Source organism: Marinitoga okinawensis (assembly GCF_055387075.1).
Window position 1 is genome coordinate 2,165,102 of record NZ_AP042422.1, and the last position, 15,975, is coordinate 2,181,076.

Here is a 15,975-nt window from a genome sequence, read left to right on the forward strand (position 1 = left end):
CATTCGCTTCGCGAAAATAAAAAACTTTTATTCTTTATACAATCTTTTATTTATTTTTAATACTATGTATTAAAAATATGTCCATGAGCATTTTCGAGGACTCAGAATTTTCACCAGGTGAAGAGCATTATTTTATAATTTTCTTCGTTTTTCAGATTAGCAATCGAGCGTTTGAATGAGTTTTATTTTGATTCCAATTTTGAGGATTAGAATTTTCACTGGATGAGCAAATATTATTTTGATTATTTTATTTTGTTTACAAACTAAAATCCCCTCTAAAATTAGAGGGGATTTTAGTTATCACTTTTTATTTCCAATGAAAAATCTATATATTTTACTTCTGTCGTTAACTTTCCCATTGAAATTATATCGATGTTATCATCCACATAATTTAAATAATTTTCTTCATTAATACCACCAGAAACTTCAACAATTATATGTGGATATTTTTCTTTTAATTTTTTTGCTGTTTTTCTAGCATTTTCTGATGAAAAATTATCTAACATTATAATATCAACATTATTTTTTGCTGCTAAAAATGCATCTTTTTCATTTTCTACTTCAATTTCTATTTTTTTAGTAAATGATTTATAACTTTTTACTGCATTTATTGCGTTTTCAATGCCACCATATAATGCTATATGATTATCTTTTATCATTATGCTTTCTGATAAATTCCATCTATGCGTATTTCCACCACCATGAATTACTGCTAATTTTTCTAAATTACCTAACCCTGGAAATACTTTTCTCGTTGCTGCAAGTTTTGTTTTTCCACTTATTTTACTAACAAGATTATATGTTTTAGTCGATATTGCACTCATTAATGATAATACATTAAGCATTGTCCTTTCTACAATCAATATATTATATGCATTTCCTTTTATTTTTCCAATTATAGTTTCATCTAATTTATCTCCATCATTATAATAAAATTCTGATTCTATATTAAATTCATTTAATAGTCTTTCTATTATTTCCATTCCTGATACTACAACGTTAGAATTTTTTAATAATATTTCTGCTGTTGTTTCTTTATTTCTTAATTCATATGATGCTATATCAAAAAAATTATTGTCTTTCTCTATCCATTCTTTTAATAATTTTATTTCATAATCAAACATTTTATCCCTCCATTAATTTAAACATATTCATTATAGGGATTTTAGCCTTTTCAATTATTTCTTCTGATAAATTAATTTCATTTTCTTCATTTAATAATGCTTCATATACATTTTTTAAATTATTCTTTTTCATATTATTACATATACCTAATTCTTTTAAAGGATAGAATTTTTTATTTTTAAATGTTTTAGACAATTTATGAATCATTCCGATTTCTGTTCCTATAATAAACTCTTCTGTTTCGTCTTCTTTTGGAAATTTCATCATTTGCCCAGTACTGCCAATATATTCACATAAATCCCTAACATCTTTTGATGATTCTGGATGAACAATAATTTTAGCATTTGGATATTTTTCTTTTGCTTTTCTCACATCTTCAATAGAAAATCTATTATGAACATAGCAATATCCCGTTTCACCTGGAATAGGTATTATTTTCTTTCCTGTTTTTTCAGCTACATATGAACCTAAATTTTTATCTGGTCCAAATAATATAATATCGGAATTTATTTTACTTACAATTTCTACAGCATTTGCTGATGTACATGTATAATCTGCCAATGCTTTACATTCAGCAGTGCTATTAACGTACAATACTACTGGTGCATTTGGATATTTTTCTTTAAAAGATTTTATTATTTCTGGTGTTAAAGAATTAGCCATAGGACATGTTGAACCCTTTGTTGGAACTATTATTTTCTTTGATGGATTTAATATTTTTAATGTTTCCGCCATAAAATCTACACCAAGAAATAAAATTTTATCATTTTCTATTTCCGTAGCTAATCTTGCTAATTGTAATGAATCTCCTGTTATATCTGATAAATCCTGTAATTCAGAAATTACATAATTATGACCTAATATTGTATATCCTTTTTTTTCTTTTAAATCTTTTATCTTTTCAATTAAATCACTTTCAATAGCAGTTTCTTTTATCATTGTTATCCTCCTATTCTAAAATTTGTTTTTAGATTCTTCAATAAACCAACAATTGATAATGGTGCTAAATAACTGGTTTTTGGATTTTTTGATGGAAAATTTTCAAATTCAAACTTATAATTTCCAGCTTTTGAAATTATTTCAACTGTATGTATATTCCTTTCAACTTTCGGATCTGCAATTATTCGAACATTTACTTTTTCAAAATTTCTTGCTGCTAAAGACAAAGTAACTGCAACATTTACATTTTTTGGGAATCTTTCAATTGCTTCGATGGAATTTCCTTCAAAAATTATTTTTTCTTCTGTTATTTCTAACCCTAAACTTTTTGGTGGTTTTCTCGTTGTCAAAGTTATTTTTTCTATCTTATCATATATTGTATTTATTAAATCTATTCCGCCAATAGCTCCAGATGCAATATATACTTTATTATTAGTGCTGTTTAATTTTTTCACAAAATTATATCTAAAAATTTTATCTGCAAAAGCACCTGTACTCAATACTATTAAGTCTTTATTCATATCAAGTATTTTTAAACCATATTCTTTTAAAGCTTCAACAGATGCAACTTCAATAACATAATCAACTTCTAAATCTTTTATCTGATTTATCTCTTTATATTCAACATTGTTAAAAATATACTTGAGTTTATCAACCTGTTCTTTGTTTTTATCATATATATAAGCTTTTTCAATAAACTCATGCATTTCTTCTAAAATAATTTTTGCTGAATTACCTCCACCAAGAAAAAATAATTTCATTATTATCCCTCCATTACTTTACTTTACTCTATTATACTCTTATGGTAAATAATAGTCAAGAAAATAATATAAACTACAAAATCACTTAACAAATTTTATTAATATTTGAAATATTCAAACATACATAATGTAATTTTCTTTGTTGACATTTTTTTTATTTTGGTATATAATAAATATGAACAATTATTCATATATGAAAGATGGTGAACTAAATGAGTAAAAATAAAAATACTACAAAAGATAATATTGAAATTTGTCAAACAATTGAAATTCATGAAGATATTATAAAAAAAGTTCATGAAAATACACCTGATGAAAACACTTTAAATAAACTAAGTGATTTGTTTAAAGTTATTGGAGATAAAACACGAATGAAAATTTTATATGCTTTAATGCAGGTAGAAGAGATGTGTGTATGTGATATATCTGTTGTTCTTAATAAAACAACTTCTGCTATTTCACATCAATTAAGGGTTTTAAGACAAGCTGATCTTGTAAAATTTAGAAAAGAAGGAAAGGTTGTTTTTTATTCTTTAAATGATGAACACGTAAAAGAATTAATCAAAGTTGGATATGTTCATGTAACTGAAAAATGACTTTCTATAAAATAAATACAAGCTGGGTTATTAATCCAGCTTGTATTTTTTAGGTAGCATGGGTAGCATGTAATTTTTTGTGTAAATACCTCTTCTTGGATGGTAATAAATTAATTAAATTGGATTATAATTCTTAAATTATTTTCATATGAATTATCGTCTATATTGTAATATGCTTTAATAGTAATTTCTAGAAGTTTTTAATGTGAGTTTTTGAAAACAAACACCTTTTTGCAATTTTCACTGCAAGATTTAACATTGTTAAATTAAGAATATATTTTTGGCGTTAGTTTTTAGTATTTGTTTTTATGTATTATTGATTATTACAGGTTTTGGAATTTAGTTGTATTAAGAATTATAGACGTATTTTGTGATTCTTTCTTTGAAAAAGATGGATAGTTCGTTTAGGACTTTACTCCAGTTTCTATATCGAGCTGTCCATCTTTTTGTTGCATCTATTGTTGCTAAATATAATATTTTTAATAATGCATCATCATTTGGAAAAGATGTTTTATTTTTAGTCACTTTTCTATATTGCCTATTCAATGATTCTATTACATTTGTTGTGTACATTATTTTTCTTACTTCATCACCATAATCAAAATATGGAGATATTGTTTCCCAATGTTTTTCCCAGCTTTCTAATGCCAATTTGTATTTTGTCCATTTGTTTTCTTTTAAATCTTGTAGGTTTGAATAAGCTATATCTTTATTGGGTGCTTTATATACTTTTTTTAAATCATTTACAAGTTCTTTTCTATCTTTGTAATTAACATATTTTAATGTATTTCTTATTTGATGTATTATACATCTTTGTACTACAGTATCAGGAAATGCTGCTTTAATTGCTTGTGGGAATCCTGTTAATCCATCTACTGAAGCTATTAATATATCTTTAACTCCTCTATTTTTTAAATCATTTAATACTCTTAACCAGAATTTTGATGATTCTATTTCACCTATATATATACCAAGAACTTCTTTAAATCCATCAATATTTACACCTATTACAACATATGCAGTCTTTTTAATTATCTCACCATCATCTTTTACTTTAAATACTATTCCATCCATGAAAACAAAAGTGTATATCTCTTCTAATGGTCTGCTTTGCCATTCTCTAATTTCTGGTAATATCTTATTAGTGATTTTACTTATCATTTCAGCTGATAATTCTACACCATATATATCTTCAACATTCCTAACTATATCTTTCGTACTTAATCCCAAACCATACATTCCTATTATTCTACTTTCAATATCTGAAATATCTCTTTTATATTTTGGTATTATTTTCGGTTCATATTCACCCTTTCTATCTCTGGGTATTTTCAATTCCATCTCACCCATGCTTGATCTTACCTTTTTTGAGCTGTATCCATTTCTGGAGTTATCCGTTTCTTTATTTTCCTTATCGTATTTCTCATATCCTAATTCATCTTCTAATTCTGCTTCTAACATTTCTTGTATTATTGGTCCCATCAATTCTTTTATCTTGTCATATACGTCTTTCATTGTGTTTACTTCTGGATCCCTTGCTATTAACTTTGCTAACTTTTCAATGTTACTTTCTTCTTTTTTCTTTCTCTTTGCCATTTAAAATACCCCCTTCTTGGTTTTATTTTACCATACCAAGAAGAGGGTTACCTATTTTTTCTACTTTTTATTTACACAAAATTTTTTATGGTCTCATTTTTTATGGTCTCTTCTATTTTCTTCCATTCATATTATTTGGCATATTTTGATTATAATTATTCATTGTTCCAGGATAACTATATCCTCCCATATTTCCATATCCATTCATTGCTCCAGGATAACCATATCTATTCATCATTTCATAATCATATGGATCAGGATAATAATCATACCATCCACCCATCATACCATAACCGTTCATCATACCAGGATAGCCATATCCTCCCATATTTCCATACCTATTCATCATACCAGGATTATAATTTCGATTATTCATATATCCATTATTATTCAATATTGAATATGTTTCATTGTTTATGTTTATAGTATTAACTACAACTTCCTTTACTTTCGAAAAATTTGATAAAATAATACCTTCAACATCTATTGTATCTTTCACGTTAATTGGTAAATTTCCATAGTACATTAATATTGGAGACAATCTTAATATATAATATGATCCTTTTCCATCGACTGCCAATACACTAAAAGTAATATTATCTAATTCTTCTATACTTAATTTTAATGATACTTGAGTTACATTATTCGCAACATTTGGGTTAACATTGTTAATTCCAAAAGCATATAAATTTGACAAACCTAAAATTATTATAACTACTAAAAAAATTCTACTTTTCATACTTTCACACTCCTATTCAATAATTTTTTTCTTTCTTAAATATTCTTCTTCTGTAATTTCACCTTTAGCTAATTTTTCATTTAAAATTTTTAATACATCATAGTTATTGGTTTTAACATTTTCTTTTTTTCTTACATCATTATTTTTTAAACCTTTAAATATGAAATAAATAACTCCTATAATTACTATTAACATTATAAATGAAATAAAATATCCTATCATTCCATAACCATTGCCCATAAAAGGTCTAAATCCATTCCAACCCCACGCACACATATTATCCATCTCCCTTTTCTTTTATTTTTCTAATATAACTCCAGATAATACAATTTCATTTTTTACTATATTATTTGCATTCTTTATTATTTTAAAAATTTCTTTATGTTTTATCTCACATAATACATAATTTTCTTTTTTTACTTTAGTAATTATTCCGGCATTTTCAGGAAATATTTTTTATTTCTTTTTTACTCTCAATATTCTTAATGTATTAAATACTGCTATTATAGTTATTCCAACATCTGCAAAAACTGCTCCCCACATATCTGTTTTACCTAACGCACCTAAGATAAGGAATAATATTTTTACTCCAAGCACTATTGTTATATTTTGCCATGTAATCTTTAAGATTTTTCTGGATATTTTCATTGAATCTGATAATTTAGAAATATCATCATCCATTATGACAACATCTGCTGCTTCTATTGCCGCATCTGAACCCAGGCCACCCATAGCAATACCAACATCTGCTCTGGTTAAAACAGGAGCATCATTTATTCCATCACCAACGAAGGCTGTAGAAACCCCTTCACTAAACTTTTCAAAAAAGTTAACTTTATCTCCTGGAAGTAATTCAGCATAATATTCATCAATTCCAATTTCTTTTGCAACTGATTGAGCAACCTTTTCACTATCTCCTGTAAGCATCACTGTTTTTTTAACTCCTAAATCTTTAAGATTTTTTATTACATCTTTTACTCCTGGTTTTATTTTATCTGATATTCCAATATAGCCGGCGAATTTTCCATCAATTGCAACAAATACTATAGTTCCGCTAAAGTTTATTTCAGGTGTTTTTATCTTAAATTTATTCATTAATTTTCTATTTCCTACAAGTATTTCTTTTCCTCCTATTTTTGCTCTTATACCATGTCCTGAAATTTCTTCATAATCTTCAATAATGTTTTTGTTTATTACCTTTTCAAATTTTTTCTTTATCGATTCTGCAATAGGATGATTTGAATGTTCTTCAGCATAAGCTGCTATTTTAAGTATTTCACCTTTTTTGAAATCATTAAATGTTTTTATCTCTACAACTTCAAAAACTCCTTCTGTTAATGTTCCTGTTTTATCAAAAATAACTGTATCTAAATCTTTTAGTCGCTCGAGATAATTTCCACCTTTTACAAGAACCCCTTGTTTTGACAATGCACCTACACCTGCAAAATATCCAAGAGGTATAGAAACAACAAGACCACATGGGCATGATATAACAAGGAAAATTAAAGCTCTATATAACCATTCATTAAATGGTGCTCCTGTAATTAATGGTGGTAAAGTAGCTAATGCAATAGCTAAAAAGACGACTACTGGTGTGTAATATTTAGCGAATTTTGTAATAAGTTTTTCTGTTTTAGCTTTTTTTGCTGCTGCATTTTCAACCATATCAAGTATCTTGGATATTGTAGATTCAGAATATTCTTTTTCAACTTTCACAGTAATAAGTCCATTAAGATTTATAAACCCACTCATAACTTCATCATTTTCTTTTATGCTTCGTGGAACTGATTCTCCAGTTAATGCTGAAGTATCTACCATCGAATTTCCTTTAATAACTATTCCGTCTAAAGGTACTCTTTCACCAGGTTTTACTATTATTAAATCACCTTTTTTAACCTCTTCTGGTGATACTCTTATTTCTTTACCTTCTTTTAAAAGATTTGCATAATCTGGTCTTATATCCAGCAATGCTTTTATTGATTTTTTTGAATTATCTACTGCCATATCCTGTAATAATTCACCTATTTCAAAAAACACCATAACTCCAACAGCTTCTGGAAATTCTCCTATTGAAAAAGCTCCAATTGTTGCAACACTCATTAAGAAATTTTCATCAAAAACATTCCCTCTTATAATATTTTTAAATGATCTTAATAATACTTTTCCACCAGAAATTAAATATGCAACTATGTATAATGTTAACTGTAACCAGAATGGTTCTTTTACAAATAAAGCTGTTATAAATACACCAAGGGCTGAAACTAATCTGATAATTTCTAGCTTTCTATTAAACTCTTCTCCTTCTTCCTCTTTATTTTTTCTTTTTCTTTCATTTTTCTCATAAACTTCTACATCTGGTTCTATTTTTTTTACTATTTTTTTTATTTCTTCTATTTTCTCTTCATCTTCTACTTTAATAGATAAAGTTTTTGTTATGAAATTAAGTTCTACACCATCTACATTATCTAAATTTTTTACAGTATCTTCTATCTTTGCAGCACAACTTGCACAATCTAACCCTTCAAGTACAAGTTCTTTTTTTTCCATTTTAATCCCTCCTTTATATTTGAATATTTGAATATTAATTCAAATATTGTTTTTTTAAAAGGGAAGATTTACTTCCCTTTTATTTTTCTATATATAAAATCAAGAATATTTTTAAAATGAATAATCTTTGAATATCCCTAAACTTTTGCTTTGTAAATTTAATTCTAATCTTAATGGTGAAGGAATAATAAATCCTAAAAATGCTGCAACTCCTGGTTTTTTCTTATTTTTTTCATAAAAAATCGCTTTATCTGAAGAAAAAAGGTTATTATCTAATCCTTCTATTTTTTTTGAATCTTCTTCTTCAATGAAAGCTATATCCTTTTGTTTTATTGTTGCAGGAGAACCTGATTTTAATTTTATAACAACCTCTTCTTCATTAACTTTTACAACTGTTCCTTCCATTATTACACCGCTCTTTAGATAAATCTTATCTGAAAAACCAATTAAAGATAAAATCAATACTGCCAATACAATCAGACTTTTTTTCATACTCAAACACCTCCATTAAAATTTATTTTTATTTTATTATTTGAATAATTGTTCAATTGTATTATAGCAAAAATCGTCTATAAAGTCAACACTATGTGTTTATTCTTTAATTTCTTTTTAGTTTTTTTAATAATAAAGAAATACCTCCACAATAGTTCAATGTTATTTTTACCATTACACTGCCTACTTTGGAGGTATTATTTCAAATTATTTGTAAATCTTTGTTTTAGTGTTTTAATTTCAATAATTTTACATTTCTAATTCTTGTGTATAATCTGGAGTATTTGGGTAACCATAATTATTCATATTTCCCTGGATAGCCATATCCATTCATCATATTTCCACCCATCATTCCTGGATAACCGTATCCAAAATTTTTAGGTATAATATATTCCTTATTATCTATTTCAATCGATGTCACTAATAACTCTTCAACTTTTGAAAAACTGTATACTTAGGTATCTGTTCATTTATTTCCATAATTTTTAAATCAATATTAATTGTTGGAATATTTGTATAATATACATTACTCTGATTTTCTATATTACCACCATGTGCAAAAATTAATGATAAGCTAAAAATCAGCATTAAACCCAATAACAATCTACTTTTCATATCATTCCATCCTTATTCAATAAGTTTCTTTTTTCTTAGATATTCTTCTTCTGTAATTTCACCATTTATAAATTTCTCATTTAATATTTTTAAAGCTTCTTTTTTGGAATCTTCTGTACTATTTTGAAATTCTCCTAATTTTTTAGCTGCTTCAGGATTTTTCATAAAATACCAGATTATAAATATTATTATTATAAGAAACAAAAACATCATACTACTCACCTCACTTTAAATTTTTTAAAATTAATTCTTTTTTTCTGATATATTCTTCCTCTGTAATTTCACCTTTGACTAATTTTTCATTTAAAATCTTTAATACATCGTAATCTTCATTTTTACTACTTCTACTAATATTTTTAAAATCAAAATTTCCATTAAAAAATATCTTTTTTATTACAAAATAAATCACCACAAGAAATATTATTAAAAATATAAAACTTATAAATGATCCTATTAAACTATATCCTCCAAAACCATATGGTCTAAACCCTGACCAACCCCAATCATGCATCATAATTTCATCTCCTTTCTTTAAAGATTATCAATAACTCTTGTTAAAGCATCTTCAATTTCTTTAGCTATTTCATATACTTTTTCATTATTTGATGATTCCATTGCTACTGTTAGTTTTATTGCTGCAATAACTGTTTTTTCATCTTTTTCATACACTATTACATTACATGGTAAAAATAAACCTATATTTTCTTCTGCTAATATTGCTTTGCGGGCATTTTTTGGATTACATGCTCCAAGTATTGTGTACTTTTTAAATTCTATACCTAATTTTGCTTTAAATTTTTCATTTAAATCTATTCTTGTTAAAATCCCAAATCCTTCTTTTTGTAACTCCGCATTTAATTTTGATATTGCTTCTTCAAATCCATAATTTGTTTCTTTTAATATTCCATATTTCATAATTTCTACCTCCTTTTAATTTTTAGGTTTAAAGTTTTTTAATCTCAATGCATTCAATAAAACTGATACAGAACTAAAAGACATTGCTGCTGCTGCAATCATAGGACTTAATAATGGACCACCAAAAACATGTAATAAACCTGCTGCTATTGGAATACCTGCTGTATTGTAACCAAATGCCCAAAATAAGTTTTGTTTAATATTTCTTATTGTAGCTTTACTTAATTGAATAGCAGTAACTACATCTTCAAGATCACTTTTCATTAAAACTATGTCCGCTGATTCCATTGCAACATCTGTACCAGAACCTATTGCTATACCAACATCTGCCTGAGCTAAAGCTGGTGCATCATTTATTCCATCTCCTACCATTGCTACAACACTTCCATCTTTTTGTAATTTTTTTACTTCATTTGCTTTATCCTGTGGTAAAACCTCTGCAAGAACTATATCTATTCCAACCTGTTTTGCTATTGCTTCTGCCGTTCTTTTATTATCACCAGTTATCATTGCAACTTTAATTCCCATTTTATGAAGTCTTTTAATTGCATTTGAACTGGATGGTTTTACTGTATCAGCCACCGCTATTATTCCTTCTAATTTTCCATCAATTGCTATAAACATTGGTGTTTTTCCTTCATCTGCCAATTTACTTGCTTCTTCATTTAAACTTATTTCTATATTTTTATCTTTCATAAGTTTTAAATTTCCAAGATAAATGTCCATATTATCTATTATTACTTCAATACCATGTCCTGGAATAGCCATGAACTTATCTACTTTTTTCAATGCTAATTTCTTTTCTTCTGCTGCTTTTACAATAGCTTCACCTAATGGATGTTCTGAACCTTTTTCCGCAGACGCCGCTATAATAAGTATTTCATCTTTAGAGTATTTTCCTGTTGTATAAATATCTGTAACCTTAGGCTTTCCTTCTGTTATTGTTCCAGTTTTATCAAACACTATAGTATTTATTTTATGTGTTGTTTCAAGTGGTTCTCCACCTTTTATCAATACACCATATTCTGCGCCTTTACCTGTTCCAACCATTATTGCTGTAGGTGTTGCCAATCCCAATGCACATGGACATGCTATAACCAGTACAGAAATAAATATAGTTAATGCAAATATTTGACCTGCTCCTGTTAAATACCATGCTATTGCTGCAACGATAGCGATTGTTATAACTATTGGAACAAAATATCCCGAAATAATATCTGCCATTTTGGCAATTGGGGCTTTTGAACCCTGTGCTTCTTCAACTAATTTTATTATTTGAGCTAACGCCGTATCTTTTCCAACTTTTGTTGCTTTAAATTTTATACTTCCATTTTTGTTTATAGATCCTCCTATAACCTTATCTCCTACATTTTTTTCTACTGGAATACTTTCTCCTGTAAGCATTGATTCATCAATAGAGGTATGACCTTCAATAATAGTTCCATCAACTGGTATTTTTTCACCAGGTTTAACTATTACTATATCTCCTACTTCTACTTCATCAACCGGTATTTCAATTTCTTTTCCATCTTGAAAAACAAGAGCCGTTTTCGGTTGTAATCCCATCAATTTTTTTATCGCTTCTGATGTTCTACCTTTAGTAACACTTTCAAGATATTTACCTAAAAGAATTAGTGTAACTATAACTCCCGCAGTTTCAAAATATAAATCATTTGCATATTTTGTGTTTCCAAAATAAATTTGAACTGTTCCAAAAATACCATAAATTATTGCTGCAGATGTACCTATTGCAATTAATGAATCCATATTTGGACTTAATTTAAATAAATTTCTAAACCCTATCGTATAAAATTTATAACCTGCTATAGCTATAGGAATAACCAATAATAATTGAATTAAAGCAAAATTAAATGGATTAATTTCTGGATTTATAATTCCTGGTAATTTTAATCCCAATATATGGCCCATTGATATATATAATAATGGTATAGAAAAAACTGCTGAGACTATAAATTTTCTCCCTAATGTTTTGATTTCTTTTTCACGTCTTTCTTTTTCAAAATCTACACTATCTTTAGAATCTGCTTCAAGTGGTTTATATCCTGCTTCTTCAATAGCTTTTTTTATTTTAGATAATCTTGTAATATTCGGATCATACGAAACAACCGCTTTCTCTGTTGCAAAGTTTACTTTCACTGTTTTGATTCCATCGAGTTTATTGATTTCTTTTGTAATTGCATTAGCACATGATGCACATGTCATTCCAATAACACTGAGTTCTTTTTCAACAATTTTATTATTTTCAGTTATAACTTTATTTTTACTCATAAATGATTCCTCCATTTTTATTATCCCACCCATATAGGGGGGTATTACATCTATAGTATATGCCTTTTTTGTTACAAACAAGATCCTTTTATTTCTTTATGATTTTGAAAAAATAAATATATTATGTCTTTTTGTATTTATATTGACAAAATACTACTGTAATAGTATAATAGTACACTGAGGTGATAATTATGTGGTTTCATATAGATTTTCATTCATACACTCCTGTATATAAACAAATAAAAAATAAAATAAAAGAAAAAATAGCAAAAAAAGATTTAAAAGAAAATGAATATATTCCTTCTATTAGAGCCTTAGCTAAAGAAATTGGAGTAAATTTAAATACCGTAGCAAGGGCATATAGGGAATTAGAACAAGAAGGAGTTATTCAATCTGTTAGAGGTTCGGGATATATTGTAATAGGTATTGATAAGGAAAAAATGATAGCGGATAAAAAGGAAGAATTTAAAAAAATAGTTTTATCTGCAAAAAACTTGAAAATAGAAAAAAAAGAATTATTTAAAATTATAGATGAAGTATATGGCAATTGATTTGGAGGTGAATATTATGATTTTAAAAGTATCTAACTTGATAAAAAAATATGGAAATTTGACCGCAGTTAATAATATTTCTTTTGAAGTTAATAAAGGTGAAGTTTTTGGATTATTAGGACCAAACGGTGCTGGCAAAACATCCACATTAAAATGTATATTGGGTTTAAGAAAAAAAGATAGTGGTAATATTGAAATTAATGGAACAATTGCATATTTGCCAGAAAAAAAAGAATTATACAAGAGTTATACTGTAGAAAAAATGATAGAAATAACAGAGTCTATTACAAATAATTTTTCTAAAGAAAAAGCATATAACTTAATAAATGAATTTAAATTAGATAGAAAAACAAAAATATCTAATTTATCCCATGGAATGCTAACTCAATTATATATTTCATTAACTCTTGCACAAAATGCTGATTTATATATATTAGATGAACCAACATGGGGATTAGATCCTTTGATGAGAAATACTATATTAGATTTGATAAGAGAATTGACATATGATGGAAAAAGCATATTATACACAAGCCATATACTTTCTGAAGTAGAAAAAATTGCAGATAGAATTGCTATTATGTCAAAAGGAAAAATTTTAGAAAATGATTATTTAGATGATATAAAAAATAATTATTCTGCAATAACATTACCAAAAAATGAAAAAACAAAGGGTTATCTATGGAAAAAATTAGAAAATGAAAATATATGGATTGTAAAAAGTTGTGAGGGAGAAAAAGTTACTATTGATGAAATATTTGAAGCTATTGTAAAGGGGGAATGGAAATGAAAAAAGAATTTTTAGATATAAAAGTTAGAGCAATTGTTATATTTATAATAACCTTTATTTTATTCTTTTCTATTGCTCCATTTCAAAATATTTTACTTGGTGTATTAGAAAAAAATAAAGCTGTTATTGAAACATATGCTAATAAATTTGGTCTTAATAGTATGATTTCGAGATTACATGATTGGAATTTTTATATATTTACACAATGGTTTGGAAAAAACTTTGGTCAAATGATACCTATTTTTGCTATTATTCTTGCTTTTCCATTGTTTTCAAGAGAAATAGAAAATGGAACTATGGAATTTTTACTGGTTAGAAAATCTCGTAATTATGTGTTTTATTCAAAGGTATTTTCATGTTTAATTGTAGGTTTTAGCTTAATCATTATAGGAAGTATATTACCAATATTATACTCATTTTTTGCTGGAAAAGATTTCTTAAATGAATATGCATTAAAGTATATAGTACATGGTTTAATTACTGTTTGGTTTTGGAATAATATTACAATATTCTTTTCTATAATATTCAATGATCAAGTTAAACCAATATTATCATCTGCAGGATTATTAGCAATAACTACTGCACTTGGATTTTTAAAACCTTTAAAATGGTTAAATACTTATAGTTATTCATTAGGTGGAAAAATATTATCAGAAGGTAAAATAAATTGGGTATATTCTGAAAGTTTATTTGTTATTGGAGGTTTTATATTATTAGCAAGTTATTATAGCTTTAAAAACAAAGAAATTTAAAGGGGGAATATTATATGATAGTAACAACAGTTGGATATGTTCCAGGATATGAATTTGAGGAAGTTTTAGGGGTAGTTATAGGAAATACTGTTCATTCAAAACATCTAGGAAGGGATCTTGCAGCTGCTTTTAAAACATTAGCTGGTGGTGAAATAAAAGGATATACTGAAATGCTTACAGAAGCAAGAAATATTGCATATAATAGAATGATTGATGAAGCAGAAAAATTAGGTGCAGACGCTATTATTGGAATGAGATTTTCAAGTTCCGCTGTAATGCAAGGTGCTGCTGAAATACTTGCTTATGGTACTGCTGTAAAATTAAGAAAAAAATGAAGAATTTTATAAAATAATGTTCTTCGCCAGGTGAAAATTCTGAGTCCTCGAAAATTCTCATTCTCGCAGGCCGTATCAGACTCACATCCGTGTTCGGCTTCACTCAATTTTGCATCCGTGCAAAATTGACCTGCTCCATTCGAATTTTCTCGGGATTTTTCAATGGCTCATCACATTATTTTTATAAATTTTCTTATATGATAACAAAAAAATCTTAGAGTTTTCACTCGTTTTATTTTTGAGTTCCAGTAATATACATAATTTCAATATTTTCTTAGATTTTTCAAGTACTTGTCATATTATTTTTTTAGAAAATACTTTGCCGAAAATCTAAATTAATTAAAAATTTAATCAATTTGTGTTATTTTGTTAATTTTCTTTAATGTTATATAGATTTTAGTTTATAATAATAAATAATATGACGTAATTAGCTATAATCAATATTAGTTATTTTTTTCTCTTTTTTAATTCTGTGTTATTATAGGATTGTGTAATAATATTAAAATTCAAGAGGAGGTTGTCACATGTTAATTAAAAGATTATTTGTATTCTCAGTGTCAGATAGTGGGAATAGTGTGTCTATTTTATGTGATAACCTTGCTCACATCAATCATTATTGATGATAAAGTAATTAATTTGGGCTATGGTTATCACACCATAGCCCATTTTTTTGTTTTATATGGGCTATGGTATATACCATAGCCTTTTAATTTTATAGAAAGGAGTGGGAAAATGACTTTTAAAACTGTAAGGTGGAATTTTAATTAATGAAATTGTGGAAAAGGGGGTGATTTTTATGTTTGAAAAAAAGAAAAATATTTCTCTCAAAAATAATAAACCAAAATCTTATTATGAAGGTTTTAATGAAATGGAAAAAATTAAAGACTTATTATTAGAACTCAAACGATGCAATTATTGATTTACAGGAGGTAA

The 15,975-nt window shown here is 26.8% G+C and carries 20 protein-coding genes; 6 read left to right on the forward strand and 14 right to left on the reverse strand.

The features are described 5' to 3' along the window. Positions 1-293 precede the first annotated feature (293 nt). Genes nadC through nadX form a run of 3 tightly spaced genes read right to left on the reverse strand, consistent with a single transcriptional unit; the run spans position 294 to position 2,825 of the window. On the reverse strand, positions 294-1,124 hold the full coding sequence (gene nadC, locus ACZ5CK_RS10445) for a carboxylating nicotinate-nucleotide diphosphorylase (protein WP_464581755.1): 831 nt from the start codon (positions 1,122-1,124) through the stop codon (positions 294-296). Position 1,125: 1 nt separating this feature from the next. Continuing rightward, complete coding sequence (gene nadA / locus ACZ5CK_RS10450; protein WP_464581756.1) at positions 1,126-2,064, reverse strand: quinolinate synthase NadA; 939 nt, start codon at positions 2,062-2,064, stop codon at positions 1,126-1,128. Positions 2,065-2,066: 2 nt separating this feature from the next. Further along, complete coding sequence (nadX, locus tag ACZ5CK_RS10455) at positions 2,067-2,825, reverse strand: aspartate dehydrogenase (protein ID WP_464581757.1); 759 nt, start codon at positions 2,823-2,825, stop codon at positions 2,067-2,069. Between the two features lie 212 nt (positions 2,826-3,037). On the opposite strand from nadX, the gene ACZ5CK_RS10460 reads away from it, so the two are divergent. Next, the gene (locus ACZ5CK_RS10460; protein WP_464581758.1) at positions 3,038-3,421 is read left to right on the forward strand and encodes an ArsR/SmtB family transcription factor; all 384 of its coding nucleotides are present in this window, start codon (positions 3,038-3,040) and stop codon (positions 3,419-3,421) included. 348 nt (positions 3,422-3,769) lie between these two features. On the opposite strand, the gene ACZ5CK_RS10465 is transcribed toward ACZ5CK_RS10460, so the two are convergent. The 11 genes from ACZ5CK_RS10465 to ACZ5CK_RS10515 form a co-directional block, all read right to left on the reverse strand. Continuing rightward, on the reverse strand, positions 3,770-5,017 hold the full coding sequence (locus ACZ5CK_RS10465; RefSeq protein WP_464581024.1) for an IS256 family transposase: 1,248 nt from the start codon (positions 5,015-5,017) through the stop codon (positions 3,770-3,772). 112 nt (positions 5,018-5,129) lie between these two features. Next, complete coding sequence (locus ACZ5CK_RS10470) at positions 5,130-5,756, reverse strand: hypothetical protein (protein ID WP_464581759.1); 627 nt, start codon at positions 5,754-5,756, stop codon at positions 5,130-5,132. 12 nt (positions 5,757-5,768) lie between these two features. Continuing rightward, positions 5,769-6,041: an SHOCT domain-containing protein gene (locus ACZ5CK_RS10475; RefSeq protein ID WP_464581760.1), complete on the reverse strand. Its 273-nt coding sequence runs from the start codon at positions 6,039-6,041 to the stop codon at positions 5,769-5,771. A gap of 171 nt (positions 6,042-6,212) precedes the next feature. Continuing rightward, positions 6,213-8,303, reverse strand: a complete 2,091-nt coding sequence (locus ACZ5CK_RS10480; protein WP_464581761.1) for a heavy metal translocating P-type ATPase — start codon at positions 8,301-8,303, stop codon at positions 6,213-6,215. Positions 8,304-8,414: 111 nt separating this feature from the next. Next, entirely contained in the window at positions 8,415-8,795 is a 381-nt protein-coding gene (locus ACZ5CK_RS10485; RefSeq protein ID WP_464581762.1) for a hypothetical protein, read from the reverse strand. 298 nt (positions 8,796-9,093) lie between these two features. Next, positions 9,094-9,216, reverse strand: coding sequence for a hypothetical protein (locus tag ACZ5CK_RS10490; RefSeq protein WP_464581763.1), 123 nt, complete (start codon positions 9,214-9,216; stop codon positions 9,094-9,096). Further along, positions 9,216-9,410 carry a hypothetical protein gene (locus ACZ5CK_RS10495; RefSeq protein ID WP_464581764.1) on the reverse strand — a complete coding sequence of 65 codons (195 nt, stop codon included), beginning with the start codon at positions 9,408-9,410 and terminating at the stop codon, positions 9,216-9,218. Before ACZ5CK_RS10495 ends, ACZ5CK_RS10490 begins: the two co-directional genes overlap by 1 nt. A 12-nt stretch (positions 9,411-9,422) precedes the next feature. Continuing rightward, complete coding sequence (locus tag ACZ5CK_RS10500; RefSeq protein ID WP_464581765.1) at positions 9,423-9,623, reverse strand: SHOCT domain-containing protein; 201 nt, start codon at positions 9,621-9,623, stop codon at positions 9,423-9,425. 10 nt (positions 9,624-9,633) lie between these two features. Next, on the reverse strand, positions 9,634-9,924 hold the full coding sequence (locus ACZ5CK_RS10505) for an SHOCT domain-containing protein (protein WP_464581766.1): 291 nt from the start codon (positions 9,922-9,924) through the stop codon (positions 9,634-9,636). Positions 9,925-9,941: 17 nt separating this feature from the next. Then, the gene (locus tag ACZ5CK_RS10510) at positions 9,942-10,325 is read right to left on the reverse strand and encodes a DUF302 domain-containing protein (protein WP_464581767.1); all 384 of its coding nucleotides are present in this window, start codon (positions 10,323-10,325) and stop codon (positions 9,942-9,944) included. 15 nt (positions 10,326-10,340) lie between these two features. Next, entirely contained in the window at positions 10,341-12,614 is a 2,274-nt protein-coding gene (locus ACZ5CK_RS10515; protein ID WP_464581768.1) for a heavy metal translocating P-type ATPase, read from the reverse strand. Between the two features lie 191 nt (positions 12,615-12,805). On the opposite strand from ACZ5CK_RS10515, the gene ACZ5CK_RS10520 reads away from it, so the two are divergent. The 5 genes from ACZ5CK_RS10520 to ACZ5CK_RS10540 all read left to right on the forward strand — a co-directional run bounded on the left by ACZ5CK_RS10520 (position 12,806) and on the right by ACZ5CK_RS10540 (position 15,961). Further along, on the forward strand, positions 12,806-13,165 hold the full coding sequence (locus ACZ5CK_RS10520) for a GntR family transcriptional regulator (RefSeq protein WP_464581769.1): 360 nt from the start codon (positions 12,806-12,808) through the stop codon (positions 13,163-13,165). 16 nt (positions 13,166-13,181) lie between these two features. Further along, positions 13,182-13,955 carry an ABC transporter ATP-binding protein gene (locus ACZ5CK_RS10525; RefSeq protein WP_464581770.1) on the forward strand — a complete coding sequence of 258 codons (774 nt, stop codon included), beginning with the start codon at positions 13,182-13,184 and terminating at the stop codon, positions 13,953-13,955. Continuing rightward, positions 13,952-14,707 (forward strand): ABC transporter permease, encoded by a 756-nt coding sequence (locus ACZ5CK_RS10530; RefSeq protein ID WP_464581771.1) that lies wholly within the window; start codon positions 13,952-13,954, stop codon positions 14,705-14,707. The genes ACZ5CK_RS10525 and ACZ5CK_RS10530 overlap by 4 nt, the downstream gene beginning before the upstream one ends. A gap of 14 nt (positions 14,708-14,721) precedes the next feature. Further along, complete coding sequence (locus tag ACZ5CK_RS10535; protein ID WP_464581772.1) at positions 14,722-15,042, forward strand: heavy metal-binding domain-containing protein; 321 nt, start codon at positions 14,722-14,724, stop codon at positions 15,040-15,042. A 796-nt stretch (positions 15,043-15,838) separates the two neighbouring features. Next, positions 15,839-15,961 carry a hypothetical protein gene (locus ACZ5CK_RS10540; RefSeq protein WP_464581773.1) on the forward strand — a complete coding sequence of 41 codons (123 nt, stop codon included), beginning with the start codon at positions 15,839-15,841 and terminating at the stop codon, positions 15,959-15,961. Positions 15,962-15,975 lie beyond the last annotated feature (14 nt).

What these genes read in the sequence shown, in the direction of transcription:
- nadC (WP_464581755.1), bottom strand. Translation starts at nt 1,124, where the DNA reads ATGTTTGATTATGAAATAAAATTATTAAAAGAATGGATAGAGAAAGAC.
- nadA (WP_464581756.1), bottom strand. Translation starts at nt 2,064, where the DNA reads ATGATAAAAGAAACTGCTATTGAAAGTGATTTAATTGAAAAGATAAAA.
- nadX (WP_464581757.1), bottom strand. Translation starts at nt 2,825, where the DNA reads ATGAAATTATTTTTTCTTGGTGGAGGTAATTCAGCAAAAATTATTTTA.
- ACZ5CK_RS10460 (WP_464581758.1), top strand. Translation starts at nt 3,038, where the DNA reads ATGAGTAAAAATAAAAATACTACAAAAGATAATATTGAAATTTGTCAA.
- ACZ5CK_RS10465 (WP_464581024.1), bottom strand. Translation starts at nt 5,017, where the DNA reads ATGGCAAAGAGAAAGAAAAAAGAAGAAAGTAACATTGAAAAGTTAGCA.
- ACZ5CK_RS10470 (WP_464581759.1), bottom strand. Translation starts at nt 5,756, where the DNA reads ATGAAAAGTAGAATTTTTTTAGTAGTTATAATAATTTTAGGTTTGTCA.
- ACZ5CK_RS10475 (WP_464581760.1), bottom strand. Translation starts at nt 6,041, where the DNA reads ATGGATAATATGTGTGCGTGGGGTTGGAATGGATTTAGACCTTTTATG.
- ACZ5CK_RS10480 (WP_464581761.1), bottom strand. Translation starts at nt 8,303, where the DNA reads ATGGAAAAAAAAGAACTTGTACTTGAAGGGTTAGATTGTGCAAGTTGT.
- ACZ5CK_RS10485 (WP_464581762.1), bottom strand. Translation starts at nt 8,795, where the DNA reads ATGAAAAAAAGTCTGATTGTATTGGCAGTATTGATTTTATCTTTAATT.
- ACZ5CK_RS10495 (WP_464581764.1), bottom strand. Translation starts at nt 9,410, where the DNA reads ATGAAAAGTAGATTGTTATTGGGTTTAATGCTGATTTTTAGCTTATCA.
- ACZ5CK_RS10500 (WP_464581765.1), bottom strand. Translation starts at nt 9,623, where the DNA reads ATGATGTTTTTGTTTCTTATAATAATAATATTTATAATCTGGTATTTT.
- ACZ5CK_RS10505 (WP_464581766.1), bottom strand. Translation starts at nt 9,924, where the DNA reads ATGATGCATGATTGGGGTTGGTCAGGGTTTAGACCATATGGTTTTGGA.
- ACZ5CK_RS10510 (WP_464581767.1), bottom strand. Translation starts at nt 10,325, where the DNA reads ATGAAATATGGAATATTAAAAGAAACAAATTATGGATTTGAAGAAGCA.
- ACZ5CK_RS10515 (WP_464581768.1), bottom strand. Translation starts at nt 12,614, where the DNA reads ATGAGTAAAAATAAAGTTATAACTGAAAATAATAAAATTGTTGAAAAA.
- ACZ5CK_RS10520 (WP_464581769.1), top strand. Translation starts at nt 12,806, where the DNA reads ATGTGGTTTCATATAGATTTTCATTCATACACTCCTGTATATAAACAA.
- ACZ5CK_RS10525 (WP_464581770.1), top strand. Translation starts at nt 13,182, where the DNA reads ATGATTTTAAAAGTATCTAACTTGATAAAAAAATATGGAAATTTGACC.
- ACZ5CK_RS10530 (WP_464581771.1), top strand. Translation starts at nt 13,952, where the DNA reads ATGAAAAAAGAATTTTTAGATATAAAAGTTAGAGCAATTGTTATATTT.
- ACZ5CK_RS10535 (WP_464581772.1), top strand. Translation starts at nt 14,722, where the DNA reads ATGATAGTAACAACAGTTGGATATGTTCCAGGATATGAATTTGAGGAA.
- ACZ5CK_RS10540 (WP_464581773.1), top strand. Translation starts at nt 15,839, where the DNA reads ATGTTTGAAAAAAAGAAAAATATTTCTCTCAAAAATAATAAACCAAAA.